At 58.5% G+C, this 26,519-nt stretch carries 26 protein-coding genes and 2 tRNA genes; 16 read left to right on the forward strand and 12 right to left on the reverse strand.

Annotated features, from left to right (window positions below):
* Positions 1–164: 164 nt before the first annotated feature.
* The 4 genes from FHT78_RS14605 to FHT78_RS14620 form a co-directional block, all read right to left on the reverse strand.
* On the reverse strand, positions 165–2,321 hold the full coding sequence (locus FHT78_RS14605) for a methyl-accepting chemotaxis protein (RefSeq protein ID WP_246715287.1): 2,157 nt from the start codon (positions 2,319–2,321) through the stop codon (positions 165–167).
* Between the two features lie 355 nt (positions 2,322–2,676).
* Complete coding sequence (locus FHT78_RS14610; RefSeq protein WP_183745007.1) at positions 2,677–3,147, reverse strand: DUF6644 family protein; 471 nt, start codon at positions 3,145–3,147, stop codon at positions 2,677–2,679.
* Between the two features lie 9 nt (positions 3,148–3,156).
* Positions 3,157–3,543, reverse strand: a complete 387-nt coding sequence (locus tag FHT78_RS14615; RefSeq protein ID WP_183745010.1) for a DUF6152 family protein — start codon at positions 3,541–3,543, stop codon at positions 3,157–3,159.
* Positions 3,544–3,645: 102 nt separating this feature from the next.
* Complete coding sequence (locus FHT78_RS14620; protein WP_183745013.1) at positions 3,646–4,092, reverse strand: Rrf2 family transcriptional regulator; 447 nt, start codon at positions 4,090–4,092, stop codon at positions 3,646–3,648.
* A 418-nt stretch (positions 4,093–4,510) separates the two neighbouring features.
* On the opposite strand from FHT78_RS14620, the gene FHT78_RS14625 reads away from it, so the two are divergent.
* The 4 genes from FHT78_RS14625 (at position 4,511) to FHT78_RS14640 (ending at position 9,677) form a co-directional block, all read left to right on the forward strand.
* Entirely contained in the window at positions 4,511–5,254 is a 744-nt protein-coding gene (locus FHT78_RS14625; protein WP_183745015.1) for a phosphoadenylyl-sulfate reductase, read from the forward strand.
* Positions 5,255–5,271: 17 nt separating this feature from the next.
* Positions 5,272–6,225: a sulfate adenylyltransferase subunit CysD gene (gene cysD / locus FHT78_RS14630; protein WP_183745017.1), complete on the forward strand. Its 954-nt coding sequence runs from the start codon at positions 5,272–5,274 to the stop codon at positions 6,223–6,225.
* Between the two features lies 1 nt (position 6,226).
* Positions 6,227–7,711 carry a sulfate adenylyltransferase subunit CysN gene (gene cysN / locus FHT78_RS14635; RefSeq protein ID WP_183745020.1) on the forward strand — a complete coding sequence of 495 codons (1,485 nt, stop codon included), beginning with the start codon at positions 6,227–6,229 and terminating at the stop codon, positions 7,709–7,711.
* 463 nt (positions 7,712–8,174) lie between these two features.
* Positions 8,175–9,677 (forward strand): DegQ family serine endoprotease, encoded by a 1,503-nt coding sequence (locus FHT78_RS14640; protein WP_183745023.1) that lies wholly within the window; start codon positions 8,175–8,177, stop codon positions 9,675–9,677.
* A gap of 51 nt (positions 9,678–9,728) precedes the next feature.
* Here FHT78_RS14640 and FHT78_RS14645 read toward each other — a convergent pair whose 3' ends face one another.
* Positions 9,729–11,147: a PLP-dependent aminotransferase family protein gene (locus tag FHT78_RS14645; protein WP_183745026.1), complete on the reverse strand. Its 1,419-nt coding sequence runs from the start codon at positions 11,145–11,147 to the stop codon at positions 9,729–9,731.
* Between the two features lie 106 nt (positions 11,148–11,253).
* Here FHT78_RS14645 and FHT78_RS14650 point away from each other — a divergent pair, with 106 nt between their 5' ends.
* Together FHT78_RS14650 and yghU are read left to right on the forward strand one after the other, a co-directional pair.
* A complete protein-coding gene (locus tag FHT78_RS14650) occupies positions 11,254–11,919 on the forward strand; it encodes a GNAT family protein (protein ID WP_183745028.1) in 666 nt (221 codons plus the stop codon).
* A gap of 163 nt (positions 11,920–12,082) precedes the next feature.
* Positions 12,083–12,961 carry a glutathione-dependent disulfide-bond oxidoreductase gene (gene yghU / locus FHT78_RS14655; protein WP_183745030.1) on the forward strand — a complete coding sequence of 293 codons (879 nt, stop codon included), beginning with the start codon at positions 12,083–12,085 and terminating at the stop codon, positions 12,959–12,961.
* A 334-nt stretch (positions 12,962–13,295) separates the two neighbouring features.
* Here the strand turns inward: yghU and FHT78_RS14660 are convergent, their stop codons facing one another.
* The gene (locus tag FHT78_RS14660) at positions 13,296–13,481 is read right to left on the reverse strand and encodes a hypothetical protein (RefSeq protein WP_183745033.1); all 186 of its coding nucleotides are present in this window, start codon (positions 13,479–13,481) and stop codon (positions 13,296–13,298) included.
* Positions 13,482–13,691: 210 nt separating this feature from the next.
* Positions 13,692–13,768, reverse strand: a tRNA-Pro gene (locus tag FHT78_RS14665).
* A gap of 261 nt (positions 13,769–14,029) precedes the next feature.
* Between FHT78_RS14665 and FHT78_RS14670 the strand changes: the two genes are divergently transcribed.
* From FHT78_RS14670 to FHT78_RS14685, 4 genes are all read left to right on the forward strand, one after another.
* The gene (locus tag FHT78_RS14670; RefSeq protein WP_183745036.1) at positions 14,030–14,440 is read left to right on the forward strand and encodes a hypothetical protein; all 411 of its coding nucleotides are present in this window, start codon (positions 14,030–14,032) and stop codon (positions 14,438–14,440) included.
* Between the two features lie 1,274 nt (positions 14,441–15,714).
* Positions 15,715–15,897, forward strand: a complete 183-nt coding sequence (locus FHT78_RS14675) for a hypothetical protein (protein ID WP_183745039.1) — start codon at positions 15,715–15,717, stop codon at positions 15,895–15,897.
* A 47-nt stretch (positions 15,898–15,944) separates the two neighbouring features.
* On the forward strand, positions 15,945–16,154 hold the full coding sequence (locus FHT78_RS14680; protein ID WP_183745042.1) for a hypothetical protein: 210 nt from the start codon (positions 15,945–15,947) through the stop codon (positions 16,152–16,154).
* Positions 16,155–16,195: 41 nt separating this feature from the next.
* Complete coding sequence (locus FHT78_RS14685; protein WP_246715289.1) at positions 16,196–16,480, forward strand: DUF2293 domain-containing protein; 285 nt, start codon at positions 16,196–16,198, stop codon at positions 16,478–16,480.
* Positions 16,481–17,968: 1,488 nt separating this feature from the next.
* On the opposite strand, the gene FHT78_RS14690 is transcribed toward FHT78_RS14685, so the two are convergent.
* Positions 17,969–18,544, reverse strand: a complete 576-nt coding sequence (locus tag FHT78_RS14690) for a hypothetical protein (RefSeq protein ID WP_183745048.1) — start codon at positions 18,542–18,544, stop codon at positions 17,969–17,971.
* Between the two features lie 239 nt (positions 18,545–18,783).
* Positions 18,784–18,858: transfer RNA gene (locus tag FHT78_RS14695), tRNA-Gln, on the reverse strand.
* A 158-nt stretch (positions 18,859–19,016) separates the two neighbouring features.
* Between FHT78_RS14695 and FHT78_RS14700 the strand changes: the two genes are divergently transcribed.
* The 3 genes from FHT78_RS14700 to FHT78_RS14710 are packed head-to-tail and all read left to right on the forward strand — an operon-like array spanning position 19,017 to position 20,688.
* Positions 19,017–19,313 (forward strand): cupin domain-containing protein, encoded by a 297-nt coding sequence (locus FHT78_RS14700; protein ID WP_183745051.1) that lies wholly within the window; start codon positions 19,017–19,019, stop codon positions 19,311–19,313.
* A gap of 2 nt (positions 19,314–19,315) precedes the next feature.
* The gene (locus FHT78_RS14705) at positions 19,316–20,230 is read left to right on the forward strand and encodes an MBL fold metallo-hydrolase (protein ID WP_183745053.1); all 915 of its coding nucleotides are present in this window, start codon (positions 19,316–19,318) and stop codon (positions 20,228–20,230) included.
* 2 nt (positions 20,231–20,232) lie between these two features.
* Positions 20,233–20,688 carry a DCC1-like thiol-disulfide oxidoreductase family protein gene (locus FHT78_RS14710; RefSeq protein ID WP_183745056.1) on the forward strand — a complete coding sequence of 152 codons (456 nt, stop codon included), beginning with the start codon at positions 20,233–20,235 and terminating at the stop codon, positions 20,686–20,688.
* A gap of 164 nt (positions 20,689–20,852) precedes the next feature.
* Here the strand turns inward: FHT78_RS14710 and FHT78_RS14715 are convergent, their stop codons facing one another.
* Positions 20,853–21,758 carry a DUF1499 domain-containing protein gene (locus FHT78_RS14715; RefSeq protein WP_183745058.1) on the reverse strand — a complete coding sequence of 302 codons (906 nt, stop codon included), beginning with the start codon at positions 21,756–21,758 and terminating at the stop codon, positions 20,853–20,855.
* A 331-nt stretch (positions 21,759–22,089) separates the two neighbouring features.
* Between FHT78_RS14715 and FHT78_RS14720 the strand changes: the two genes are divergently transcribed.
* A complete protein-coding gene (locus tag FHT78_RS14720) occupies positions 22,090–22,479 on the forward strand; it encodes a hypothetical protein (RefSeq protein WP_183745061.1) in 390 nt (129 codons plus the stop codon).
* A gap of 210 nt (positions 22,480–22,689) precedes the next feature.
* On the opposite strand, the gene FHT78_RS14725 is transcribed toward FHT78_RS14720, so the two are convergent.
* Positions 22,690–22,935, reverse strand: a complete 246-nt coding sequence (locus FHT78_RS14725; protein WP_183745064.1) for a hypothetical protein — start codon at positions 22,933–22,935, stop codon at positions 22,690–22,692.
* A 108-nt stretch (positions 22,936–23,043) separates the two neighbouring features.
* Here FHT78_RS14725 and FHT78_RS14730 point away from each other — a divergent pair, with 108 nt between their 5' ends.
* Entirely contained in the window at positions 23,044–23,241 is a 198-nt protein-coding gene (locus tag FHT78_RS14730) for a hypothetical protein (RefSeq protein WP_183745067.1), read from the forward strand.
* 70 nt (positions 23,242–23,311) lie between these two features.
* Positions 23,312–23,587 (forward strand): hypothetical protein, encoded by a 276-nt coding sequence (locus FHT78_RS14735; protein ID WP_037105558.1) that lies wholly within the window; start codon positions 23,312–23,314, stop codon positions 23,585–23,587.
* Here the strand turns inward: FHT78_RS14735 and ppdK are convergent.
* The gene (ppdK, locus tag FHT78_RS14740) at positions 23,581–26,247 is read right to left on the reverse strand and encodes a pyruvate, phosphate dikinase (RefSeq protein ID WP_183745070.1); all 2,667 of its coding nucleotides are present in this window, start codon (positions 26,245–26,247) and stop codon (positions 23,581–23,583) included. The two genes, FHT78_RS14735 and ppdK, sit on opposite strands and share 7 nt — an antisense overlap.
* Positions 26,248–26,519: the final 272 nt, after the last annotated feature.

Raw genomic sequence — 26,519 nt, forward strand, 5'->3', positions numbered from 1 at the left:
CGAGCACGATGACGGTCGCTTTGAAAGAGCGATGACATACCCGGCCGAGCCGAATGGTAAAAAACTAGAGCGGGATGCCAGAAAGTGTGCGCGGTTTTCGGCATCCCGCTCTTATCTTTATTGAGAGACAGGTTCAGATTTCAGGTCTATTCGACTTTAAGTCATCAGGCCGCGCGGGATACCTTTCGGCCTTGCTCTCTCTGCGTTCGCATCTGGAACTGGGCCAGCAGTTCGGAAAGACGACCGCTTTCTTCCGCGAGACCTGCTCCTGCGGCGTTCATCTCTTCGACCATCGCGGCGTTCTGCTGCGTAACCTGATCCATATGGTTCACGGATGTATTGATTTCGGAAAGACCGGATGCCTGTTCCTTGGCGGCAACTGCGATCGCTTCCATATGCTGGTTTATCGCCACAACCAGTTGCGCGATTTCCTTCAAACCGTCGCCGGTATTGTTGACCAGAGTAACACCCTGATTGACCGCAGCCTCGGAGTTGCCGATCAGCGTCTTGATTTCCTTGGCCGCCTGGGCCGAACGCTGGGCAAGCTCACGAACCTCCTGAGCCACAACCGCAAAGCCCTTACCGGCTTCGCCCGCCCGGGCTGCCTCGACACCTGCGTTCAGCGCAAGAAGGTTGGTCTGGAATGCGATTTCATCGATGACACCGATGATGTTGCTGATCTGGTTGGATGCGGTTTCGATCTTCTGCATGGCATCGACAGCGTTCGATACCACTTCCCTGGAGGTTTCCGCACGAGCGCTCGCATGACGGACCATCTCGCGTGCTTCGCTGGCGCGTTCCGATGTCTGCTTGACGTTGGTCGTGACTTGCTCCAGCGCGGCGGCCGTTTCTTCCAGCGACGCAGCCTGCTGTTCGGTGCGCTTGGAAAGCTGGTCCGAGGCGGTCGAAATTTCGCCGCTGCCGCTGCGAACGCTGCGCGCGGTATGGCTGACACTTTCAAGCGTAGTACGCAACTGGCGCACGGAATCGTTGAAGTCGTGGCGAAGCGTCTCGAATTGTTCGCTGAAGACCTCGTCGATTTCGCACAACATATCGCCGGAGGCGAGACGCTTGAGACCGTCGGCAAGTCCCGATGTCGCCTGCGTCAAACGCTCTTCCGCCTCGCGTTCCACCTTTTGCTGGATGGCAATCCGCTCGATCTCTGACTCTTGGCGCGAACGCTCCGCTTCTGCTTCCAGGTTCTTGTTGTGAAGCGCGGCCTGCTTGAACACTTCGACCGCGCGGGCCATCTCGCCGATCTCGTCCGTTCTGTTGGCGCCGGAGACGACAACCGAAAGGTCTCCGCTTGCGAGCTTGCGCATGACCGCCGTCAGCATGCTGATCGGATTGGCGACACGAAAAACTACCGTCATGATTCCGGCGATCGATAGAGCAAATGTCAGGAGTGTGGCGACACCGTAAATAATGATCGATTGCGTTGCGGCGGAAACATTTTCAGACGTTGCGTTCGTCATCTCCGTCAGCGCCGCTGCTGCGATGTCTGCGAGCGAAGCCTGCGCAGGGGCAGCAGGTTTGCGCCATTCGTCGACAGCGATATTCATCGGCTGACCGGCCTGGAAAGATTTGATCGCTGCTATCCGCTGATCCGCAAAGGGTCCGGCAAAGTAGGTCGTCTGCGCGGTGTCGTACAATTTCACGAGCCGCGCAGGCGTTGCCGGGCTGCGTACTATCTGCGTAATGACACTCCATGCAAAATTGACCTTCGCATCCAGGAGAGCGACTTCCGCAAGCTTGCCGGCGGGCAAAGCTTCTTTGGCGATAATCGCACCCACAAATGTCGAGTTTGCCGATCCGGCGTTGGTGCGGGCCGACCATGCAAGCGAGCGAAGCTGCGTGAACATCATCATTCCAGGCTCGCGCGCATTGATGGCAGCCTCGACGTCGTTGGCGGCCTTTTCGAGGTCGCCCAGCATCTTATCCGCGAGTGGCAGAACCTGTGCGGCCAGGGCGGGGTCACGATTAGCGACCGGCATTTTCAGAGCCGCGTCGATCTGTTGACGGAAGGACATCCATTGACTGTACCCCTGAAGGACAGGGGAAAGCGAGGTCCGCAGCGCGGTCGGCTCGCTATCGTCATTCAGGTCTTTGATCGCTGCAAACGCGGGATCGACACTCTTTCGCCCCGCTTCGAGGTTGACCAGGCTGGATTGCGTTTCAGAGGGCTCGAGTTTGATGGCCGATGAAATAGCGCCGCGCTCGCCGCGCAACCCAAGCAGTGCATCGAACAGCCTCGCGTCGAGCTCAGCGAGCTCCGAAAGCCGTGCGGAATTCTGATAGACGTGAACTTCCCGCTGCAACATGCTGCCGACAAGCCCAATGACTGCAAGACTTAATCCCACCAAAGTTAGAACCAAAGTGTGCTTGATCGAAATTTTCACTTTAATTACCCCAAAAAGATAGCAATTACGGCCTGAATTATGCTTCGTCGAAGCCCAACAAATGCTTCCTGCAGCAACCGAATTGCCTACCCGCAACCCGTTGCGTTCAAAGATATTATGAGCCTGCGCGAAAACGATAAAAATTGAATTAAACGCTTGCAGGCTACAATATGACTGGCTGGCAGCTCTGAGTTTTTTCGCCAGATGCCATACGCAGGGACCGACGCAACTTTTCCCCAAGACGGCGCAGCTGAGCGACATCAGGCGGACCGCCGCGTCAGAGAAAACCGATCCACCTGCCGGCGACGACGGCAGCGATCCATATCATCGCCGAAAGAGTCGCGGAGAACCGCATGGCGGGACGGACGATGCCGATCGTCATCGCCGCTCGCCACCCCTTACCGGTATGAATCAGGAGCACATTGAGCACACCGAGGCCGATCAGCCCAAGCTTGGCGAGAAAGGCAGGATTTACGGCATATTCAGTCGGGCGGACACTGAACAGGCAAAAGCCGGTGAGCAAAGCCAGGGCGAGACCGATGCCGGCCAAACGGGACAGGAATGGCGCAGCGACCTCCACCGGCACCTTGCCGAACAAACCTGCAAGCCTGAGATCGAGCGGCAGAATGGCACCTATCAGAAGGCCGATCGCCAGGATGTGGGCGGCGTTGACGAACATGTAGAGCGTCGCGGAGCGCCTGAGCCCGACCGCAAGCGTGGTGGCCGACAGCCATTCGAGAAACTCCATAACGGGGCGTCAGTTCGTCTGGATGCGTTCCGGATAAATGTCGTAACGCTTTTCACCGATCGTGATGCGCACGGCCTTCAACCGTTTCTCATTGCGGTCCTGCGAGCGGTTTCCGAGTGCTGTGACCTGATCGCCGGGCTTTGCGACGCCCTCCACGAAGCCGGAGCGCTCCGTCTGGCGCGGATTGCCGAGCTCGACGCGCCACATGCCGTCATCAACGGTTGCGACATCGAGCGTCGGATGCGGCCCGCCCATGGATATCTGCTGGATGACACCGCGGAGCTCGATCTGGTGGGCTTCCGCCCATGACCAGCCATGATGCGCCGCTGCACCCGTTGCGAATGCGGCCGAGAGCATGGCAGCCGCCAGCACTCGCTTGCCTGAAAGTGCAAACATGATCTTCTCCCTACCCGAATGCACGGGCAAGTGGAGTATGGACGACATAGAGAAAAGAGCACTCACCGAATCTTGAAGACCGGTGAGTGGGAGGAAAACGGATCAGGCGAGCAGGCGCGTGACCTCGGCACCCTGCTTGGTTCCCACAGCATCGGCGATGGTCGTGGAGAAGAGCACCTTGCGGGTGGCGTCGGCTACCTTGGCGAAGACGTGGCGGATTTCGCAGGTCTGTTCGCCGTCGCAATCGTCGCACTTGCGGTAAGCGGTGATCGACAGGCACGGCAGCGGCGCGATGGGACCGTCAATGATGCGCAGAACCTCGCCGAAGGTGATGCTGTGGGCCGGCTTCAGCAGCAGGTAGCCGCCCTGCTTGCCGCGACGACTGACGACGATGCCATGATGTTTGAGGTCGAGCAGTATCTGTTCCAGAAACTTCTTCGGGATCTTCTGCTGTACGGCAATGTCGGAAATCATGACGGGTTCGTCGGCCGTAGCTTCCGCCAGAACCGTCAGCGCCCGCAGCGCATATTTTGCCTTTTGCGTAATCATCTTGGACCGTCGACACACACAAAGCGATCCCGAATCCGGACATCGCACGAAAGCTATTCGCCTCTATTGCACAGCCAGCATGAACGGAATTTGAACGCGCCGGAAAAAGCCTTGAGAGACAAGTGTTTTGGCCCTGTTTTTTACCCTCGGCCAACGCTTGATAATTTACGTCATAAGACGGCAATTTTCATCCTCCCTGCCATCAATTCAGATTTCCAATTGACAGGCGCCGTGTAACACTACTATTTCTATAGACATTAAATCGAGGCGTCATTTCTGCGCCGGCGGCTGCTTTTCTGCATTGCGGCAGGATGAGAGAGATATTTGCTCCGCTAAGCAGCCCTTTCGAAATCCCTTTTTCTGTCCGATCCGTCCTTCAGCTGTAATACTCCGGCCAATATCAAGGACAGGATCCCCCATGACTGTTATCAATCCGATCGAAGAAGCCGAGGCTTTGGCTGACAAGCTCTCGGGCCTCGACCTCGCCGGCCGGCTTTCGTTCGTCGCAGGCCTTGGCGGACGTGTGGTCTTCACTACTTCACTCGGCATCGAAGACCAGGTCATCACGGCAGAAATCGGAACGCATCGCCTCCCGATCGATGTCGTGACGCTGCAGACAGGCCGGCTTTTCAAGGAAACGCTTGATCTGATCGGCGAGACCGAGACCCAGTACGACATTCACATCACCCGCTACGAACCGGAACAGGCCGATATCGACGCCTATGCAGCTAGATATGGCATGAACGGTTTCTATGAGAGCGTCGAAGCTAGGCATGCCTGTTGTGGCGTGCGCAAGCTGAAGCCGCTTGCGCGAGCGCTGGCAGGCGCCACGATCTGGATCACCGGCCTGCGCCGCGGGCAGTCGGCCAACCGCGCCGAGACGCCGTTCGCCGAATATGATGCCGAGCGGCACCTGCTGAAGGTCAATCCGCTCGCAGACTGGGACATCGACAAGATTAAGGCCTTCGTCGCCGACAACGGTGTGCCAATCAATCCGCTGCACGCCCGCGGCTACCCCTCGATCGGCTGCGAGCCTTGCACCCGCGCCATCAAGCCCGGCGAATCGGAACGTGCCGGCCGTTGGTGGTGGGAACAGGATGAGAAGCGCGAATGCGGCCTGCATGTCGCCGAAGAGGCGGCTGCGATCGCCGTGCAGCAATAAGAAGTCTGGAGTACGAAATGCCCGATACCCGTCAGGATACGGAACTGACCAATCCGCAGAGCGCCAAACCGCCGCTCGACCCGCATCTGAAAGCCCTGGAAAACGAAGCGATCCACATCTTCCGCGAAGTCGCCGCCGAATTCGAGCGTCCGGTGATGCTCTATTCAATCGGTAAGGATTCTTCGGTGCTGCTGCACTTGGCACGCAAGGCCTTCTACCCCGGCCGCGTGCCCTTCCCGCTGCTGCATGTGAATACCGGTTGGAAGTTCGCGGAGATGATTACCTTTCGCGACGAGATCGTGAAGAAGTGCGATCTCGACCTGATCGAGTACATCAATCCACGCGGCGCGGCTGAAAACATCACGCCGTTTACCTACGGCTCTGCCCGCTACACCGACATCATGAAGACGGAGGCGCTGCGCAATGCACTTGATGCCGGCCAGTTCGACGCGGCCTTCGGCGGCGCACGGCGCGACGAGGAGGCCTCGCGCGCCAAGGAGCGCATCTATTCCTTCCGCACACCCGACCATCGCTGGGACCCGCGCAACCAGCGCCCGGAACTCTGGAACGTCTATAACGGCCAGATCCGCAAGGGAGAGAGCGTTCGCGTGTTCCCGCTGTCGAACTGGACCGAGGTCGATATCTGGCGCTATATCCAGGCCGAGGAAATCCCGATTGTGCCGCTCTATTTCGCGGCCAAGCGCCCCTATGTCGAGCGTGACGGCATGATGATCGCCGCATCCGATCCGCGTCTGGAACTGCTGTCCGGCGAAAGGAAGCAGGAAGATTTCATCCGTTTCCGCACGCTCGGCTGCTTCCCGCTGACCGGCGCGATCCGCTCGACCGCCACCACCCTTGAAGACATCATCGCGGAGCTCGAAATCGCCACGGTTTCCGAGCGCCAGGGCCGCGCCATCGACCGTGACCAGTCCGGCTCCATGGAAAAGAAGAAGCGTGAAGGATATTTCTGAGATGACTGCAGCAGTTCCCGCAAACGCCGTCGCCGTGCCCGCCGCCGAGCCCCTGAAGGCCGTGCGCGACTCGCGCCCGTTGCGCCTCATCACCTGCGGCAGCGTCGATGACGGCAAGTCCACCCTGATCGGCCGCCTGCTGTGGGACACCAAGGCAGTCAAGGAAGACCAGGCTGCAACGCTTCGCCGCGATTCCACCGGCAAGCAGAACGATCTCGGCCTGCCCGATTTCGCGCTGCTGCTCGACGGGTTGCAGGCCGAGCGCGAACAGGGCATCACCATCGATGTCGCCTATCGCTATTTCTCGACCGACAAGCGCTCCTTCATCGTGGCCGACACGCCCGGCCACGAGCAGTATACCCGTAACATGGCGACCGGCGCTTCGACCGCCGATCTTGCCGTGCTGCTGGTCGATGCCCGCGCCGGCATTCTCGAGCAGACGCGCCGTCATGCTACGATCGCCTCGTTGCTCGGCATCAAGCAGTTCGTGCTCGCCGTCAACAAGATCGACCTGACGAACTATGACCGTGCCGGCTTCGACAAGATCACCCACGAGTTCAAGGAATTTGCGCTGTCGCTCGGCGTCAAGCAGATCACCGCGATCCCGATGTCGGCATTGAAGGGCGAGAACGTCGTCTATTCCGGCCAGGCAGCCATGCCGTGGTATAACGGCCCGACGCTGGTCGAGACGCTGGAGCACGCAACCGTCCGTTCCGGTCAGTCGACCGGCTTTCGCCTCTCTGTCCAGCGCGTCTCGCGCCCCGGCGAAAGCTTTCGCGGCTACCAGGGCACGGTTGCCGGCGGTTCGGTGAAGCCTGGCGACAGCGTCATGATCCTGCCGTCCGGCATGGTTGCCAATGTCAGCAAGATCGTCACCTTCGACCTGGTGCGCAATGCGGCTGTTGCCGGTGACGCGATCACGCTCGTTCTCGACCGCCAGGTAGATGTGGCGCGCGGCGACATGATCGTGTCGATCGACAGCCAGCCGCAGACCGGCCTTTCCTTTGATGCGCAGGTCGTTGCCCTGCAGCCTGAAGGCATTGAAGCCGGCAAGCGCTACTGGCTGAAGAGCGGCTCGCGCCGCCAGCGTGTTCAGGTTGAGCCTGTCAGCCAGCTCGAATTGAAGACCGGCAGCTGGAATTCCGCCCAGCGGCTTTACATGAACGCCATCGGCAAGGTGCGTCTCATATTCGACGAAGCGGCGATCTTCGACCCCTACGAGCAGAACCGCGCCACCGGCTCCTTCATCCTGATCGACCCGGAAACGAACAACACCATCGCCGGCGGCATGGTGACCGGCAAGCGTGCGGATGTCAGCGGTCTCCATGGCAATGATGCTCGCGTCATTCTTTCGCTCCCGGCCGATCTCGCAGAGCAGATCATGGCGAGCGAGATTTTCGCCAACCGACGCCACGAAGCGGAGGTGCGACGCATGACGGCGTCAGAAGCGGCCGAGCTCTGGTCAAGCGCGGCAAGCGATATCTAAGGAAAAGGGGCCGAATAGCCCCTTTTTGTTGCGTTGGCTTTGAGCGCCTCGAATCACGCCCACTCGGGAAACGTCCCGAGTCGTTCTTGCGTTTATGCAGCGGCAGGCCGGCAGATCATCACGGGAAAATTAAACATATTTTAGCATTCGGGGACGCCCGCGGTGCGGCAACAGCGGGCGCCGGAAGAATTACGGCGATGCTTGGCCACGCAAGATTAAATTATAGTAATGTCTTACGATACCGTAATATAAACATGATCAATGTTTAATTTGTAAACCCCGCGGAACGTGCCATATAGATATTAAGCGCCATTTCTTCTATTGCGTAGTATTTTCCACACCATATATGGCGGGATACAGGCAATAGTCAGCTATAATTGGCGGCAATACTCGCTGACGCCAAGGTCCACGGCATGGAACCAAGACGCCATTCAATGCCAACGCTCTCGCAAGGGACTTCCACATGTCAAACATTCTTCGCAAGCATCGGGCCGCAGCACTTGTCGGAGCGGCCATCGTTCTCGGCGCGGCTTCCATGCCCTTCGCCCTCTCCTCTTCCTCGACGGCTCTTGCTGCACCGGCTGAGACTGGCGGCATTCTCGCCTCCAGCGGCTCGTTTGCTTCCGTCGTCGATGCCGACAAGCCGGCCGTGGTGACCATCACCACCACGATGAAGGCGACCAATGCCAGCGCCGACAACTCGCCGATGGACGAGCAGTTCCGCCAGTTTTTCGAACAGCAGGGCATTCCTCTGCCGCACCAGGCACCGCAGCAGCACGGGTCGCAGCATGCCATGGCGCTCGGCTCCGGCTTCGTCATCAGCCCCGACGGCGTGATCGTCACCAACAACCACGTTATCGACAATGCCATCGACATCAAGGTCACGCTCGATGATGGTACCGAGCTGCCCGCCAAGCTGCTTGGCGCCGATGCCAAGTCGGACCTGGCCGTTCTGAAGGTTCAGGCTCCGCATCCGCTTTCGACCATCGCCTGGGGCGATTCAGACAAGCTGAAGCTCGGCGACCAGATCCTTGCCATCGGCAACCCGTTCGGCATCGGCACGACGGTGACGGCCGGCATCGTCTCGGCCCGCGGCCGCGACCTGCATAGCGGTCCCTATGACGACTTCATCCAGATCGATGCACCGATCAACCACGGCAATTCCGGCGGCCCGCTCGTCGATCGTGACGGCAATGTCGTCGGCATCAATACCGCCATCTACTCGCCGAACGGCGGCAGCGTCGGCGTGGGCTTTGCCATTCCCTCGGATGAAGCCAAGACGATCGTCGCCAAGCTGCAGAAGGACGGTTCGATCGATCACGGCTATCTCGGCGTGCAGATCCAGCCGGTTACGCAGGATGTCGCCGATGCTGTCGGCCTCTCCAAGCCTGAAGGCGCGCTGGTAGCCGCCGTCTCCGACGGAACGCCTGCCGCTCATGCCGGCGTAAAGATCGGGGATATCGTGACTGCCGTCGGCAGCGAAAACGTCAAAACGCCGAAGGATCTCTCGCGCCTCGTTGCCGACCTGTCCCCAGGTGCGAAGGAAACGGTAACCGTTTGGCGCGGCGGCAAGACGGTCGATGTCAACGTCACCGTCGGCGGCAATGAAGACACCCAGAAGCAGGCCGCCGTCGAAAGCAGCGGCGACCTGGGCCAGGCCGCCGGCCAGCCGAGCCTCGGCATCGGCCTTGCCGACCTGACGCCTGATATCCGCCAGCAGCTCAACCTGCCCCACGGCGTCGCCGGCGCCCTCGTTGCCAACGTCAAGCCCGACAAGTCTGCCGCTGCTGCCGGCATCCAGCCCGGCGACGTCATCGTCTCGGTCAACGACAAGCCGGTGCATGACGCCCGCGATGTCAAGACTGCCGTTGCCGACGCCGGCAAGTCAGGCCGCAAGTCGGTGCTGCTCCTGATCGAACGCGGCGGTAACAAGACCTTCGTGGCCGTGCCCTTCGCCGCCGCTTGAAGCGCACCCACGTGAGCGCTGCGCCCGGACCCGCTCCCGGCGCATGCGTTTCTAACCCAGCACCAGTCTGAGATCGGCGGCCAGTCTTTCGACGGCCACGGTTTCCGCCCGGGAGATACCGAAGAGGATGCCCGGAGCGGACCTTCCGATAAAGAAATCCGACATCGGCATCAGGCCATATCCTGATGCATTTACCTTCGCGACGACCGCCCGGTCATCCGCCGTCTCATCGCAAAACCAGGCCGCAAGCTGCAGACCGCCATTGCCGCCGGAAATGACAAGCCTTCCGCCAAAATGGCTCTGTAGCATTTCGATCGTACGGCCCATACGCTCGGCATATTGCTGGTTCATGCGCCTCAAATAGGCACGCAGACGGCCCTCGTTAATGAAATCGGCAAGTGCTGCCTGGATATGGGTGGAGACGGCGACGCCCCTGCGATGCAGCGCCTCCGAAGCCTCCGATACCAGCCAGCGCGGCACGATGGCATAGGCGACACGCAGGCCGGGTGCCAGTACCTTCGAGAAGGTCCCTACATAGGCCACAACCTCCGCCCTGTCGATGCCCTGCAAGGCGGCAATCGGCCGCGACCCGTATTGAAAATCGCTGTCATAGTCGTCCTCGACGATAAGGCTTTCATGACCGCGCGCTGCCTCCAGCAGCGCCAACCGCCGCGGCAGGCTCAGCGTGGCGCCGGTCGGATATTGATGGGATGGCGTCACGTAGATCAATGCTGGAATCAGCGCCGGCTCCCCGCCGTCCACCCTGGAAACATCGATACCCTGATCATCGCAAGGGACCGGCACGACCTCGGCGCCTGCATCGCCGAGCAGCAAGCGCGCGGCGGGATAGCCGGGGTCTTCCATCCATGCCGTCTTGCGCCCGTTTCTTCTCAACATGGTTCTCGCCAGCATGTCGATCGCCGCGCGTGTGGAGGGCATGATCATGACCTGCTCCGGCTCGGCGATGACGCCGCGCGTCACAGAAATATGCTCAAGGATGGCTTCGCGCAGCTCGCGGATACCGGTCGGGTTCTCATAGCCGAGGTGATGGATGCGTAGCGAGCGGCTGCGTGCGGCAAGATGACGGCTCCAGGCGGCATGCGGGAAATCCGATACATCGGGCACACCGGGCCGGAACAGGCCGCGGTAGGAAGGCTGATCCGATCTCTTTTCCTCCACGGGAGCACGGCCGTTCCTTTGGTGCTCGGGCCGCATTCGCTCGAGCGCGGCAACCCGCGTCGCGGCACCGGCAGACGCCTCGATATAACCTTCGGATCTCAGGCGGTCATAAGCCTCTACTGCCGTGGAGCGTGCAACACCTAGCGAAGCCGCAAAGGCACGGGTCGATGGCAGCTTGTGGCCGGCTGGAAGCTGGCCGAGCAGGATACGGTCACGCAGGCTTCGGTAGATCTGCCCGGTCAGGTCACCACCGTTTCGATCGAGGCTCAGCCACGTAGGTGCCGATGTCATGCGTCAACTGGTCTGCCATAAAGTTCAAAACTGGACTTTTACTCCAGTCCATTCACAAGGCAAGAGCAGTCGGAGTTCAATGCATAAGTTCAATGGAATGACGGATATGACAAAGGATCTTGCCGACTGGAAGGGCGTTGCCCGCCCCGACCGCGCCCCGATCGAAGGCCGATATACCCGCCTGGAACCGCTGGACGCCGCAAAACACGGCGCCGATCTGCTCCGCTCGGCGCAGCAGCCGGGCGCGGAAGACCGCTTCCGCTATCTCTTCGAAGTGGCGCCCGCCGACATGGCAGCCTTCACGCCCTGGCTGGAAAGGTCCGTCGCAAGCGAAGACCCACTGTTCTTTGCCGTCATCGACAAGGCAACGGGACGCGCTGAAGGCCGGCAGGGGCTGATGCGCATCGATACCGCCAACGGCGTCATCGAGATCGGCAATATCCTCTGGGGACCGGAGATCGCCCGCAAGCGTGTTGCGACCGAAGCGCTCTATCTCTGCGCGGCTTATGTCTTCGACACGCTCGGCTACCGGCGCTTCGAATGGAAGTGCAACAATCTCAACGAACCGTCAAAGCGCGCCGCACAGCGCTTCGGCTTCGCCTTCGAGGGCGTTTTCCGTCAGCATATGGTGCAGAAGGGCCGCAACCGGGACACCGCCTGGTTTGCCATGATCGACAGCGACTGGCCGAAGCTGAAGGCCGGATATGAGGGATGGCTTTCGCCTGAGAACTTCGATGCCGACGGCCAGCAGAAGAGCAAGCTCAGCTTCTGAATCGCGGCGCACTTTTGCGCGGCACGCTGAAAGCGGCAGCGATTAAAAAGCCGCTGCCCCGATGACAAGAACTTCATTGCTACCAATATGTTCATGGATCCCAATTGAGGTTAAGGATTGGGGCCTTCATTCAAAGCACGAAGTTATTCTGTCAGGAGCTCACATGACCAGTTCGTCCGAATATACGCCCCCAAAGATCTGGACCTGGGACAAGGAAAACGGCGGCCAATTCGCCAACATCAATCGACCGATCGCCGGGCCGACCCATGACAAGGAACTGCCGGTCGGCCGCCATCCGCTGCAGCTTTATTCGCTGGGAACACCGAATGGCGTGAAAATCACCATCATGCTCGAAGAGTTGCTGGCGCTTGGCCATAGCGGCGCGGAATACGATGCCTGGCTGATCAGGATCGGCGATGGCGACCAATTCGGCAGCGGCTTTGTCGAAGTCAATCCGAACTCCAAGATCCCGGCCCTGATGGACCGCAGCGGTGAGAAGCCGGTGCGCATTTTCGAATCCGGCGCGATTCTCACCTATCTCGCCGAAAAATTCGGCGCCTTCCTGCCGACCGATCCGGCAAAGCGCGCCGAATGTTTCTCCTGGCTGTTCTGGCAGGTGGGCAGCGCGCCCTATCTCGGCGGCGGCTTCGGCCATTTCTATGCCTATGCGCCGACGAAGATCGAATATGCGATCAACCGCTTCGCCATGGAAACCAAGCGCCAGCTCGACGTGCTCGACCGGCGTCTGGCCGAGAGCGAATATATCGCCGGTGGCGAGTTCACCATCGCCGACATGGCGATCTGGCCCTGGTATGGCGGCCTTGTGAAGGGCTGGATGTATGGCGATTCCGCCGAATTCCTGCAGGTGCAGGAATACAGGAACATGAAGCGCTGGGCCGACCTGATCGGCAACCGCCCCGCCGTCCAGCGCGGCCGCATGGTCAACCGCGTCAGCGGCGAGCCCTCCAGCCAGCTCCACGAACGCCATGACGCCAGCGACTTCGAGACGAAGACGCAGGACAAGCTGCAGGCCGTCGGCTGACATCGGAAAGGCAGGCGCGCCGTTCCGACGGTGTGCCTCAGCTCCAAGAAAAACGGTGCCGGGCGGGAATCGCAAATTTTCCCACTAAAAATTATGGGTTTTTAAGCGAACTGTACCGAATCCAGCAAAAGTGCCCTCGCCTCATCCTTTCAGTCTTGCTGAAATGCAAAAGCTCTCCTGCCACCTTTCGGAGAGCTTTCCCCATCTACCCCGCCGAATGCCACCGGCGGGGCTTTTTTATCTCAGGCATATGGGGAATCATAAAGCTCTCAGCTGCACCAGAGCGGACCGGCGCCGACGATCATGGCAAAGCTTTGGTGAGAACAGCTTCCAGTTAGCGCCACTTCGGCTGAGGCGTCGGAGCATTCGCCTGGATCTCATGGAGCGGCGCCCGATGGCCAAGGAGCTTCTTCAGCTTTTTCTCCTCGGCGGGGCCAATCCCGAATTTTCGGCAATGCTCGGTGATATCCTGATCTTTCGGGCCGGGAATTCGAACCTGTCGATTGTCCATCTTCTTCATTGACGTTTCCTCCTCCGAAGAAAACCATCGTAGCGTCTGTTTGTTCGTTAGAAAATTCTAAAATTTAGATGTTTGAGTGTTTCAACCGATGTGTTGATGGAACACAGTCCCCGAGCGGCGGCTAGCGATTGCCACCAGAGGGATAAACTGACGTGTAAAGAACGGAGAAAGCCACAAAAGAAAAAAGTCCGCTTCCGCGGGCTTTTCGGCTGGTCGGAGTGGAGTGATTCGAACACTCGACCCCCACGTCCCGAACGTGGTGCGCTACCAGACTGCGCTACACTCCGTGACCAGCGGCGCCTCTATAGACCGGCCTATCATGTTGCGCAAGCGCCAAAATTCAAAAAGTCGTCTGATTTTTTGACAGGCTCGTGACAGCGCCTTCCAGCCGGCCATGCAGCAAAAAGCCACACCTCCGGCAAATTCTTCACAAGCGCCAAACAGGCAATTTTCTTTTGCCGGGTTACAGGCTAAAGGGCTTGGCGGGACAGGCGAAACCGTCGCGAAGGCGGCTTCGCAGCCACTGGCTAGATATCAGGAACGACACGATGAAACTCCGCACCATGACCGGGGCCGCCGCGCTTGCGATTGCGCTTGCCGGATGCACCACCATACCTTCTGCCGGCAACCCGATCGAGGCACGCTGGGTCGGCCAATCGGCCGGCAAGTTCTTTGCCGCCTATGGCCCGCCGCTCAGCGACCGCGACGAAGGTTCATCGACGATCTACACCTGGAAGGGCGGTTACAAGACGGTGCGCGTACCTGCAAAATATGCCGAAGGTGCTGACGGTAAGCGCGGCAAGCAGATTGCGAGCGCCCGCACCCTCTACCTGCGCTGCCAGGCCGAAATCACCACCAATTCCGACTACACGATCCGTGATATCCGAACCGTGACCGATATCCCGGGTGTGAATGGTCCTTCCTACTGCGCCGAATTCCTGGCGCCGGAACAGAAGTAAGTCCGGCTGTCTGAATTTTATGAGTTGCGGCCTGCCGGTGAAAATCGGCAGGCTTTTATTTGAAGCCATTCGCGGTAAAACTATTTTCGAAAGGCCTTGGCCGGAGCGCTGGATTGATAAAGTATTCGCACTCGTCATAAGTGTCCGGTCCAAATAGGACGTTATCATCCTCATCCACGACCACGTAATATCCAGCTTTATTTGATTGAACTATTCGCAATGTATGCCCCATCAGTTGCTTTCGGACAGTCCATAGCAGTCAACTGTAAATTATGGCTTGGGACGGATCCTAAAATGCCTTCGAAGCACCGAGCCTTGATATCCCTCGGACAAGGCTTCAATTATCAGCAAAAGAATATTGAAATGTGTAGTTGGGGCGGTGATTATGATGTCATGACGATTAAGTAGATGTTGAAACAGTCCAGCGAGCGATAGCGAGCAGGGCAAGGCCGAAGGCCGCGCAGGGAGGGAGCGAAGCGACCGAGTGGCTGACTATCTCGAATTCCAGCTTATGGACCATTCGCTTACTTCCCAACTCCCCCTGACCGGCGATTGATCAATAACAGCCCACGCCCATGAACGGTGGCTGTCTAGGATTGTTCTTCCTTCAAGGTGTAGCGCTCGCCTTCGGTGCTCCTTTATCCACACGGGTATTCGAAAAGCGATGCATTCCGCTAGCTCACACGACGACATGATTCCATGCGTCTGTAGTCCGGTCTCGTCTTCAATCACGCAGTCATAAAGCGTCATAGTCATCCCAGAGCTGTTCGCTCATCATCTTATGCGCTCGGATCACGATCCCGCTATAAGTCAATTATCAGCCGGTCATATTTTCCGGTTGGCGGATTGGGAAACAAGAACGCCGGTCGCAAGGGCTACCATCTATTGAGACCGGCCACAGGGCGCTTGCTGACACTTTCGCCCTGTGGGGCACCCCTCGTAAGCATCGCGAGGGGTGCCTATTGATCGCAAAGTAGTAAGTAAGTATTTACTTATTATAATGTGAATTCAACAACTTAAAATTATTCACGCTTGCCAAATCGCCAACGTTGAATCATTCCTTTTGCTGTCAGCAAGCAAAAGGAAATCAACCGTGCCCGACAATACATCAACGATGCTCTCTATTTTCTCGCCGTGAGCCGCCTTGAGACCGTCGCCCGAAACTTCGATCCGGCAGCACCCGACGATCTCCGCACGCAAATCATTGAGGCCCTCGGGGATTTTGGGGTGTGGCCAGCTTATTGTTTTTGTCCAGAATTGAAGGAAGTAGCCTAATGTCGATCAATCACGCAACCTACGGCAAGCTTGAAGCGACACGGGAACGTAAGGGCCGGATGATTGTCATCCGCTACGGGCACCACGAAAGGCGCGCAACAGCAAGCGCCGATGATAGCGTCAACGAATTTGTTGCTCGCGACGTTCTCAAGCAAATAGTTGCCGAGGAACTGAAAGATTGAAATCAGGCCCGCCAGCTACGGCGGGCCTTTGCTTTTCAGGAGAAACAATGTCCAGCCGATACGAAGGAATGTCCGCGAAGGATGCTAACGACCTTATGGTTGGCATCATCGGTCTGCTCGTTGCCGACGCGATGGACGAAGCCAGGGCCATGACGGAAGAAGAATGGGATGTGCGCGATGCAGCCTTTCTGCCGCACTATTTCGCCAGCGCCATCTTCTACATCGTGCAGAACCGGCTTCGAGATGCACCACGATAGTTCGCGATGCCCAGTTTCAACGAAAAAAAGTTCGAGCACATTTGCGCTGGAATTATCCCGGCTGCCCGGATTTCGCCGTGGCGCATTTCGTCAGCGAGATCATGCAGAGGGATTGGACCAATATTTCGATAGCTAGGGCCGTCGAACTCACCATCTACAAGTCGCTTCGCCACACGATGACCGATTACGACCAGATACTTCTGGTTGGCGTGGATCGTAACGAAGCCCGACGGCGAGTGCAACCGAAGATTGACACGATGATCGCTACTTGGAGGAGCGTTCCAGAGGCAAAATACCGGGGAATTTCGGCAAACCAGAAGATTTGATCGTCGGCCGTAATTTCCTAATTGTCGGTCGGCGAAGAGGGCACAGAGGCGACCTTGGGCTGATGTTTAGCTGACAATTTTGATCCGAATGGGTCGCTGTTCTGATTGCAACATCATGCGCAGAGAACCTATCGCGGACCCGGAATTAGTAACGAAGCAGCTCTGAGTATTTGACCATCGTCCTAGCATAATACATCCAACTGTATCACGTGGACTATTTCCAATGTGGATTTGAATATTATCTCGGGCAAGAGCGCCCGCGAGTTCAATACGCCAGCGTAAATGACCATCTTTCCGGATTCTGCCATCGTAGGCGCCGGGTTTGCAGCAACTGATCTCATTTAGATTGCTACGCCAAGGAAGTTCGAGTGTGTTACACAGTTCCAATCCAGGAACTGCGACATTCGGCGAACTATAGTAATTTTCGCCAATAAATAGCCGCCCCTTCACACAGTCGTTCAGCGACGTGACTGTAGCAAAATTGGTTTCTCGCTTGATCGTCAGATAGAATGGCGCGAGCTGAGAAAACGCTTGCGAAGCGAATGTGCTAGAAGCAGCACTAGCAAGGATAAACGAACGCCTACTCAGCATTAGTCAAACCCAAACCCACCAGAAAAGTCGGAAAAATTGTCCGAAGATCCCAACGAAAAACTAGATCCCGAATTGTCTTGAGACGACGAACTCGAGCCATTATCCGACGACGATGAATCTTGCCCTGGATCGGTGGGCGGTTGAGGCGAATTGTCCGCACCCTGATCCACGGACGATGACGACCCATCGTCGTATGAAGCGCTTTGGTCGGAGCCTCCGTCGTCGACGTCAACTAACTCAGTGTTGTCGTCAAGGGCTTGGTCAAAATTCATATACATTCCGTGGGGTCCGCTCTGCGTAGCCGGTTGATTATCGCCAGGCCCCATCCAGTTACTTCCGTCGGAGTTTTCCGTGCTCCATACGTCGGGTCGCGAACTTGTATCGCCGGCTCCATCGTAAGGATCAACGGGAGGTTGCGAGTTGGACGAGTGAGCGTCGCTGCCACGAAGAGACCCGTTATCGTAGAAAAACCCAGCGACTGTGTATAGAGATATCGGCATCACCCCACCTCGATAGCGACAGAAATACACTTTAAGTTAGAATATTTATTCTGTCTATGTTTACTTGTGCACTCCCGCGCTTTTATGCCAATAACGAACGTACGATAAAAACCCATCAGGAAGTGGCATTTGAAACGCGCAATACTTACTGCAATTATGTTCGTATTATATTCCTCAGCGGGCGCTGAAGATCTTTGTCCAAAATACGGAGCATGCGTGCCGTCAGGTCAATTCACTTGCCATGACATCGACCGCAGCAGCCTAATTCAGCGCGTCTGCTATAATAAGGCGCACTCCTACATGATTGTCCGCTTGAATAAGGCGTATTATCAAGATGGGTCCGAGGGGCGGCAAGGTCGACTGCCGGACGCATCCTATTCCGACCTGTTGAGGCATACTATTCCCGTTTAAACGGCGCATTCAGTGTTTCGTAGATCGTAGCGGCCTGTTCGTTCAGCCATGTGACATAGCGCATCGGCTTGTTCACGGCCCCGACATCAGCCGAATAACTTATATTCATGTTCGCGATATCGGCGTTAGCCTCATCCCAGCGGATCGGATCATTACCCAGCTTCGACTTGAGAATCTTGTCGATCCTAATAAAGCAGACAAGATCAGTGCTCGTCTGCCCATTGAAAGACCACTTCCCGGTAGCTAACCATGTACTCCCGGCGCGCTGACATGGCGCATTGACGGTGGCGACAAGTTGAGTGCCATCCATCACATTGCCTTTGACGCGGATTGTAGACACGCGCTTGTCGTTACTCGGCTGAGACCAACTCACCTGAATGAACAGTTGTCCATTCTCCATTGGCTGATAGTCGGCCTGAGAGTCAAAGTAGAGTCCCCATGGGTTGATGACGCGCGCGCGAAGATCGGCGTTGTTTACTCGCTTCTCTGAATTCGCATCCCAGTAACCATAGACGATCGCGGCAATAATAATACCGATGATGGACGGTATGAGCTTTTCCATGTCTGCGACTCACCAAAGGCCATGCGTTCTCAGAACTAAACACTAGCAACGCCGTCACGGCGATAGAAAATCTACTTGCCTTCATCTGATTTCCCCCTATGCCACTCACGAATTGAGCATAGTCCGCATTGTCAGGGAAGAGCGCACTCGTGCTACGGCTAAATGTGGCGGAAAACTGTTACGGCCAGCCTTCTCTAATGCAATCTAAGTGATTGAAATATAACAGAAAAAAATATAGATGGCTGGGGCGCCTGGATTCGAACCAGGGAATGGCGGTACCAAAAACCGCTGCCTTACCGCTTGGCTACGCCCCACCAGAGCTGAAGCGAATGCCGCTTCGCCAAAACGTGGCCTGATTAGCAAAGGTCTGTCTGCGCCACAATCACTAAGTTCACTGCGACGTCATATTTGTATGCGCCGCCATGCCGGCATGGTAGGACTTCAAGCATCGACACAGCCAATGGAGACACCGTTGAGCCAATATCGCGCCCGTCCGCCAGCGCTTGCGACGCTGATCCTCGATGATGCCGTCGTGCGCATCACCCAGTGGGATTTCGAGCCGGGTGCCGATACCGGCGTTCATACGCATGAGTTTGGCTATGTGGTCGTGCCGATGACCGACTGCCAGTTCCTGATCGAGGATGCCGAGGGAAGCCGGCGGGTGGATGTTGCCAAGGGCGCTGCCTATCGCCGCGAGGCCGGCACCGAACATAATGTCGTCAATGCAGGCGACCAGCCCATGTCCTTCATCGAGATCGAATATAAATAGACATGTCCGGCGCGAACTTCGATCTTTTCTTCGATCCGGCTTACGGGCGGGCGGTTCCGGTTACAGCTGGCATCCAGCGCCTGACGGCGAATAATCCGAGCCCTTTCACCTTCCGCGGCACCAACAGTTATATCGTCGGCGGTGCATCGGTCGCCGTCATCGATCCGGGGCCGGAGGACCAGGCGCATTTCGAAGCGCTGATGGCAGCGCTTTCCGGCCGGCAGGTGACACATATTTTCGTCAGCCACACCCATCGGGACCACTCGTCGCTTGCAAAACGGCTGAAGGAAAAAACGGGAGCACTGACGGTTGGCGAAGGACCGCACCGCCCCTCGCGGCCGCTGCGCGAAGGCGAGATCAATCCCTTTGCCGAAAGCTCGGATACGGATTTCGTGCCCGATATCGCTATTCGTGACGGGCAGACGATTTCCGGCGACGGCTGGGCACTGACGGGCGTGCTGACGCCTGGCCACACCGCCAATCATGCGGCCTTCGCGCTTGAGGGCAGCGGCATCCTGTTTTCGGCCGACCACGTGATGGCCTGGGCAACGACGATCGTGGCGCCGCCGGATGGCTCCATGGCGGACTATATGGCATCGCTCGACAAGCTGATTGCCCGTGAGGACAACCTGCTGCTGCCCGGCCATGGAGGGCCGGTGACGTCGCCTGCGCCTTTCCTGCGCGGGTTGAAGACACACCGGCGCCTGCGGGGGCGCTCTATCATCGAGCGTATCCGGGCGGGAGACGGCACCATCCCCAAGATGGTCGAGGTGATCTACCGCGATACCGATAAACGGCTGCATGGTGCGGCAGCCCTTTCGGTGCTGGCGCATATCGAGGAACTAATGGAGCGCGGCGAGGTAACAGCCGACAGGCCGCCTTCCCTTGTTGCGCATTATCGATTGGCACGGGGCTGAGGATGGCGGCGCATTCGGATTACAGCTATCGCGACGACCCTTCAGTGCCGGCTTTTGCGGATGACAAGCCGCTGATCCTCTTCGATGGCGAATGTGTCTTCTGCTCCGGCTGGGTACAGTTCCTGCTGAAGCGGGATAGGGAAAAACGCTACCGGTTCATCGTCGCCCAGACGCCGCTCGGCGAAGCGCTCTACCGGCATTACGGGCTGGAGACGCGGGACTATGAAACCAATCTGCTGCTCGACAAGGGTCACGCCTATTACAAATCGGACGCGACGATCCGGATGCTGGAGGGGCTCGGCATGCCGTGGGCTCTGGCCGGTGTGCTGCGGATCGTGCCGCGGCGGATTGCGGATGCGGCTTATAGGTTGGTTGCGCGCAACAGGTTCAGGATTGCCGGGCGGCGGGAGAGCTGTACGGTGCCGACGGTTGAGGTGCGGGAGAGGTTTTTGGGGTGAGGCTTGCGCCGCACGGGGGTTTCTGGCTCGTCGTATACCAGTAAAGGTTTGTGGTAAGGCGTTTTGATATGTCTCACCGTATCCCGGCCCTTCGCATGGCTCAGGGCGTTCGCCCCTGTAATCGATCCACTGGATCGATTACTGCCGCTTTGCGGCACCGGGGCTCACCCACCCGCGATCCCCAGTAGTTCGGAGTCGAGGGCACCAAGATACTGCTCGGCCACTTCGGCGCTGAAGCCGAGGTCGTGCTGGCCGTAACGGGAGGCGACGCGCACGTCGACAAAGGTGGTTTCGGCCTCTTCGCGCAGGCGGATGACGAAGTCGAAACGCAGGCCAAGGATGAAGGTGCGGGTCGTGCCCTGCAGAACCACGCCATTGGCGCCGCGGATCAGCTTTGCCACATCATCCACATAAGGGCGCGGTGTCGGCACGGGGATGACATCGGGCGAATCGGCGACACCGCTTTCCGGCTGGTTCGGAACGGGCTTGTCTTCCAGTTCGCGGCCGGGCGTCGTGTCGCCTTCACTCCTGGTGATGGTGATGCCGTTCTGCTTGGCGACCTTCTTGACTGCTTCGAGAACACGGTCGAGCGCGCCATCGTAGCGGCGGCCGGTAAGCTCCGGATAGGCGGCAAGCTGCCGCTCGCGATCGCCTGATGTCACGACGGGATCACGCGGCAGCCAGATCTGGTCGGCCTGCGGCTGCGACAGCCAGTCGGGTATGGAGGCCGTATCCGTAGTCACGTCATAGATTGCCGGCAGGGTGACATAACGCTCCGCCGCAAAAACGCCGATACCGAGCGGAAAGGCGGCATAGATGAGGGCCGCCAGTGCGTTCAGCCCGCCTTCGGCACCCGTCATCCAGAGGCTGCGCAGGCCGATAGCAGCAAGCAGGACGGCGAGAATCGCACAGCCGATGGAAACGAGCAGCACCAGGACGAGATAGGGTGTCGCCAATCCGCCGAAGCGATGGGCAATCAGCACCGCCACCGAAAGCACAAGCGCAAACGCCCCGAAGTGTCGCGAAAAGCGGGCAGCGCTGGAAACGGGACGATCGAAACGGATGGCCATCAAAACTACCGGTTGGTCGGCGACGACGCATCGAATGGCGCCTGCTGCCAATGACTTTCCTACCGCATAATTCCTTAAATCGGAATCGATTTAAGGATGAAATCATGCGGTAATTCAAAGTGCTACAGTGTCCTTTACGCATCTGAAAAGACGCGCGGCGCTGTAGTGCAAAATTTGTCTAAATTGAAACTCTTGTCTGAGCATTGCCGACGCAATTCACGTTAAAGGTCCATGCCAAACGCTGGGCCACTTCCATAAGCTGTTGCTCATACGCCGTAAAAAGGCCATTCTGCCGGGGTTTCATGCATGTCCCACGAAACAGGAGAGACAAATGATCTCGTCCGAGACGATGGAAAGGCAGCAGACATCCTCGCTTGGCGGAATTGAGCGCGGCGAACCCCTCTTACCGCTAGAGCTTCTCGAACTCGAACTCTCGCTGGAAGGCTATGCGGGCGGCGAGGCCGGCTTTTGTGAAGTTGTGCGCAAAGCGGCGATCGAAACCGGCGGCGAATTTCTCTTCGACCTGCCGGCGGCGGGCCTTGTGGAGGATTGCCGGCGAATCGCGGTCCTGCGCATCCCGACTTCGGACAAGAAGATGCGGGTGGTTCTGGCCCTGCTCGACCAGAACGGCACGGAGATCCGCATGCAGGCGCCCGATGAAAACAGCGAACATCTGGTGCGTTTCGCCGATGCCTTTGTCGAGGTCCTCGAACGGATCTGAATTCTAAAGCGTGACGCGATCTTACAGGTTCGCTTGCCCACGCTTCAGATCTTTGTTTTACGCATGTCGTTACCTCAAAAACCGCTGCACACTTTTGCGCGACATCCTAAAGCGCGTCGCGATCTTTCAGATCCGCTCGCTCCGCTTTAGGTCTTTGTTTTTACGCATGTCGTTGTCGCAAAACCGCTGCACACTTTTGCGCGACATGCTTTAGTTGCGCCCGGCTGCGGCTTCCGCCAGCGAGCGGAAGGGAAACTTGCGTCCGCATTCGCATTTCAACATGAACGTTTCCTGATGGACCGAGGGGCGCTGCACGAAGAAGCCGCGCGGCAGCTGATCCACCTTGAAGTCCGGATTTCTGCGTTTGGCGTCGTCGATCTCGGAAGCTTCGGCAAAGCCGCTATTGCCGCATTGCGGACAGGTGAGTTTCTTCGAGAATCGGTCGCGGATCGCCATGGTGCTCTTTCCAGTGCTGCTATCTTTGCTCTTACATAGGAACGCAAGGCGGCGAAAGTGGAACCAAGCCTGCATCCTGCCGTTCCTTTCCTAACGAAGGAGGCAATCATGCCGAACAGAGATCCAGTTCCCACACCAAGCGCCGAACCGCCGGTTGGTCCGCAGCCGACCCCTGATATTCCCTATCGAATTCAGAAAAAGCCGCCGGTGGATCCGGCGCAGCACCCGAGAGAGCCGAAGAACCCGGAAGGCCGGCCGCTTGATCCGGCGCTGCTGCCGATTGGCGACCCGGCGGGAGCGGCCTGATATAGGTCGGTTGACGACAGCAGGCAGATGGATTTTCTTGGCGAGAGGTTCATGCTCAAGGAATAGACCGATGCGACCCTATGTTCTGCCGCTTCTTGCCGTCCTGGCCGCCGGGCTTGCCGCCTGCCAGACCCTGACGCCCGAGGAGCGCCGGGCACGTGATGAACAGACCTGCCTCGGCTATGGCTTCAAGCGCGGAACGGACGGCTTTGCCAACTGCCTGCAGCGCATCGATCTCGACCGCCGCGCCCAGGCCCGTTACGATAGCGACTGGGTTATGGCGGACATGGCTTATAATCTGAACGGTCCCTACGTTTATCCGCGCTATTATCGCTACCGTCACTGAGCGCCCGAGATCACGGCCTGGGCTGCTGCAAGCCGCGCAATCGGCACGCGGAAGGGTGAGCAGGAGACATAGTCCAGGCCGATCGTCTCACAGAAACGGATCGAAGCGGGATCGCCCCCATGTTCGCCGCAGATGCCGAGCTTCATATCGTTGCGCGTGCGGCGGCCGCGCTCGGCTGCGATGCGGATCAGCTCTCCTACTCCATCGAAATCCAGAGATATGAAGGGATCGTGCTCGATGATGCCCTTACGCTGGTACGTGGGGATGAAGGCGGAGGCATCATCGCGTGAAATGCCGAAAGTGGTCTGCGTCAGGTCGTTAGTGCCGAAGGAGAAGAATTCGGCGGCCTCGGCGATAACGTGGGCACGCAATGCGGCACGCGGCAGCTCGATCATCGTGCCGACCAGATAATCGATGCGCATGCCGGCTTCCGACATGACGTCCCCTGCCACGGCATCGATCTTCGCCTTCACGTAATCGAGCTCGGAGCGTAGGCCGACGAGCGGGACCATGATTTCGGGAACGACGGCGGCCCCAGTTTCCTGTGCTGCGGCAACCGCCGCCTCGAAGATGGCGCGGGCCTGCATCTCGACGATTTCAGGATAGGAGATGGCGAGGCGGCAGCCGCGATGGCCGAGCATGGGATTGAACTCGTGCAGCGCATCGACACGCTGGCGGAGTGCTGCAGGTTCCATCCCCATGGCATAGGCGACTTCGGCCACCTCCTCATCCGTCTTCGGCAAGAATTCGTGCAATGGCGGATCGAGCAGGCGAATCGTCACCGGCAGGCCGTGCATGACGTTGAACAGGCCGGTGAAATCGCTCCGCTGCATGGGCAGGAGCTTGTCGAGCGCTACCCGCCTGCCCTGCTCATTGTCGGCCAGGATCATCTCACGCATGACATGGATGCGCTCGCCCTCGAAAAACATATGTTCGGTGCGGCAAAGGCCGATGCCTTCGGCGCCGAAGGAGCGGGCAGCGCGGGCATCTGCCGGCGTGTCGGCGTTGGTGCGCACGGTCATGCGCCGCGCGCCATCCGCCCAGGCCATGATGCGGCCGAAATCGCCTGACAGTTCCGGCTGGATCATCGGCACTTCGCCCTTCAGCACCTGGCCGGCGGAGCCGTCGATGGTGATGATATCACCTTTCTTCAGCGTCACGCCAATGCCGATCAGCCGCTCGTTGCGGGCATCGATACGCATGGTGCCGGCGCCAACGACGCAAGGGATGCCCATTCCGCGCGCAACGACGGCTGCATGGCTGGTCATGCCACCGCGCGTCGTCAGAATGCCTTCAGCCGCATGCATGCCGTGGATGTCTTCGGGGCTGGTCTCGACGCGCAGCAGGATCACTTTGCGACCTTCCGCCTCTGCCTCGACGGCCTCCTCCGCCGTGAAGACGATCTCGCCGGTGGCCGCCCCCGGCGAGGCCGGCAGGCCCGAGCCGATCACTTGGCGGCTGACGCGCGGATCGATAGTCGGATGCAGGAGTTGATCGAGCGTCGACGGCTCGATTCTCAGGACGGCCTCGTCCTCGGTAATGACACCTTCATCCACCATGTCGACGGCGATCTTCATGGCAGCCCGTGTCGAGCGCTTTCCCGAACGCGTCTGCAGCATCCAGAGCTTGCCGCGCTCGATGGTAAACTCGATGTCCTGCATGTCGCGGTAATGGGATTCGAGTTCGGCGCAGATACGGCCGAATTCGGCAAAGGCCTCAGGCATCAGCTTTTCCATCGAGGGCTTCTCGGAACCTGAGGCGATCCGCCCCTCCTCTGTGATGCTTTGGGGGGTGCGGATGCCGGCGACCACGTCTTCGCCCTGCGCATTCACCAGGAATTCACCGTAGAGGATCTTCTCGCCTGTCGAAGGATTGCGGGTGAAGGCAACACCAGTCGCAGAGGCATTGCCGAGATTGCCGAAGACCATGGCCTGGATATTGACGGCCGTGCCCCAAGCTTCCGGAATATTGTGAAGCTGGCGATAGGTGACGGCACGTGCGCTCATCCAGCTTGCAAACACCGCGCCGACTGCGCCCCAGAGCTGCACCGCAGGGTCCTGCGGGAAGGCCTCGCCGAGTTCTTCCTCGATCAGCGCCTTGTAGAGCGAAACGACATGCTGCCATTCCGTCGCGCTGAGCTCAGTATCGAATTCGTGGCCAAGGCGCGCCTTCTCGTCTTCGAGAATTTCTTCGAAGAGATCGTTGCCGAGTCCCATGACGACATCGGCATACATCTGGATGAAGCGGCGATAGCTGTCCCAGGCAAAGCGTGCGTCGCCGGCATCATGACCGAGCGCCTGCACCGTCTCGTCATTTAGGCCGAGGTTAAGCACCGTATCCATCATGCCCGGCATGGAGACGCGCGCGCCTGAGCGAACGGAGAGCAAAAGAGGTCGGTTGCCCGCGCCGAAACGTCGGTCGGTTATCTCCTCGATACCGGCAATGCCTGCGAGCACCTGCTTTTTCAGATCAGGGTCGATCTTGCGGCCGTTCTTGTAATAGGTGGTGCAGGCTTCGCTGACGATGGTGAGGCCGGGAGGAACGGGGAGGCCGAGGCTGCACATTTCGGCGAGATTGGCGCCCTTGCCGCCAAGTATCTCCTTATCTCGCGCCCGGCCTTCAGCCTGCCCGTTGCCGAACGTATAGACCCACTTGGTCATCTTCCCCCCAACACCATTTCGGGAACCAGCTTAATCCCCTGGTGCTGAAATGAAAATCGACAAATGCGGCGAAATGTTGCGCTGCACAATAAATCCTGGCAGGCTATGAAATCAAACGATTGAAACTCATGAGGCGCAGCGAATGCGCACAAAAAAAGCTTTGCGGGACTGCAACAACGGTCCCGCAAAGCCTTGTTTCCGTCCGGCCAGGAAAACCGGACGGGGGGTCCAATATGGATTTGTGACTTCGGTCCCCACCCCAGCCCGAAGAC

It is taken from the genome of Rhizobium sp. BK196 (assembly GCF_014193255.1).
Classification (GTDB): Bacteria; Pseudomonadota; Alphaproteobacteria; order Rhizobiales; family Rhizobiaceae; genus Rhizobium.

Coding starts and splice junctions, on each gene's coding strand:
- FHT78_RS14625 (WP_183745015.1), top strand. CDS start 4,511: ATGACTGTTATCAATCCGATCGAAGAAGCCGAGGCTTTGGCTGACAAG.
- yghU (WP_183745030.1), top strand. CDS start 12,083: ATGACCAGTTCGTCCGAATATACGCCCCCAAAGATCTGGACCTGGGAC.
- FHT78_RS14705 (WP_183745053.1), top strand. CDS start 19,316: ATGTCCGGCGCGAACTTCGATCTTTTCTTCGATCCGGCTTACGGGCGG.
- FHT78_RS14615 (WP_183745010.1), bottom strand. CDS start 3,543: ATGTTTGCACTTTCAGGCAAGCGAGTGCTGGCGGCTGCCATGCTCTCG.
- FHT78_RS14645 (WP_183745026.1), bottom strand. CDS start 11,147: ATGACATCGGCACCTACGTGGCTGAGCCTCGATCGAAACGGTGGTGAC.
- FHT78_RS14710 (WP_183745056.1), top strand. CDS start 20,233: ATGGCGGCGCATTCGGATTACAGCTATCGCGACGACCCTTCAGTGCCG.
- FHT78_RS14680 (WP_183745042.1), top strand. CDS start 15,945: ATGTCCAGCCGATACGAAGGAATGTCCGCGAAGGATGCTAACGACCTT.
- FHT78_RS14735 (WP_037105558.1), top strand. CDS start 23,312: ATGCGACCCTATGTTCTGCCGCTTCTTGCCGTCCTGGCCGCCGGGCTT.
- FHT78_RS14620 (WP_183745013.1), bottom strand. CDS start 4,092: ATGATTACGCAAAAGGCAAAATATGCGCTGCGGGCGCTGACGGTTCTG.
- FHT78_RS14720 (WP_183745061.1), top strand. CDS start 22,090: ATGATCTCGTCCGAGACGATGGAAAGGCAGCAGACATCCTCGCTTGGC.
- FHT78_RS14715 (WP_183745058.1), bottom strand. CDS start 21,758: ATGGCCATCCGTTTCGATCGTCCCGTTTCCAGCGCTGCCCGCTTTTCG.
- FHT78_RS14610 (WP_183745007.1), bottom strand. CDS start 3,147: ATGGAGTTTCTCGAATGGCTGTCGGCCACCACGCTTGCGGTCGGGCTC.
- FHT78_RS14730 (WP_183745067.1), top strand. CDS start 23,044: ATGCCGAACAGAGATCCAGTTCCCACACCAAGCGCCGAACCGCCGGTT.
- FHT78_RS14605 (WP_246715287.1), bottom strand. CDS start 2,321: ATGTTGCAGCGGGAAGTTCACGTCTATCAGAATTCCGCACGGCTTTCG.
- FHT78_RS14675 (WP_183745039.1), top strand. CDS start 15,715: ATGTCGATCAATCACGCAACCTACGGCAAGCTTGAAGCGACACGGGAA.
- cysD (WP_183745017.1), top strand. CDS start 5,272: ATGCCCGATACCCGTCAGGATACGGAACTGACCAATCCGCAGAGCGCC.
- FHT78_RS14670 (WP_183745036.1), top strand. CDS start 14,030: ATGAAACTCCGCACCATGACCGGGGCCGCCGCGCTTGCGATTGCGCTT.
- FHT78_RS14660 (WP_183745033.1), bottom strand. CDS start 13,481: ATGAAGAAGATGGACAATCGACAGGTTCGAATTCCCGGCCCGAAAGAT.
- ppdK (WP_183745070.1), bottom strand. CDS start 26,247: ATGACCAAGTGGGTCTATACGTTCGGCAACGGGCAGGCTGAAGGCCGG.
- FHT78_RS14725 (WP_183745064.1), bottom strand. CDS start 22,935: ATGGCGATCCGCGACCGATTCTCGAAGAAACTCACCTGTCCGCAATGC.
- FHT78_RS14690 (WP_183745048.1), bottom strand. CDS start 18,544: ATGGAAAAGCTCATACCGTCCATCATCGGTATTATTATTGCCGCGATC.
- cysN (WP_183745020.1), top strand. CDS start 6,227: ATGACTGCAGCAGTTCCCGCAAACGCCGTCGCCGTGCCCGCCGCCGAG.
- FHT78_RS14650 (WP_183745028.1), top strand. CDS start 11,254: ATGACAAAGGATCTTGCCGACTGGAAGGGCGTTGCCCGCCCCGACCGC.
- FHT78_RS14640 (WP_183745023.1), top strand. CDS start 8,175: ATGTCAAACATTCTTCGCAAGCATCGGGCCGCAGCACTTGTCGGAGCG.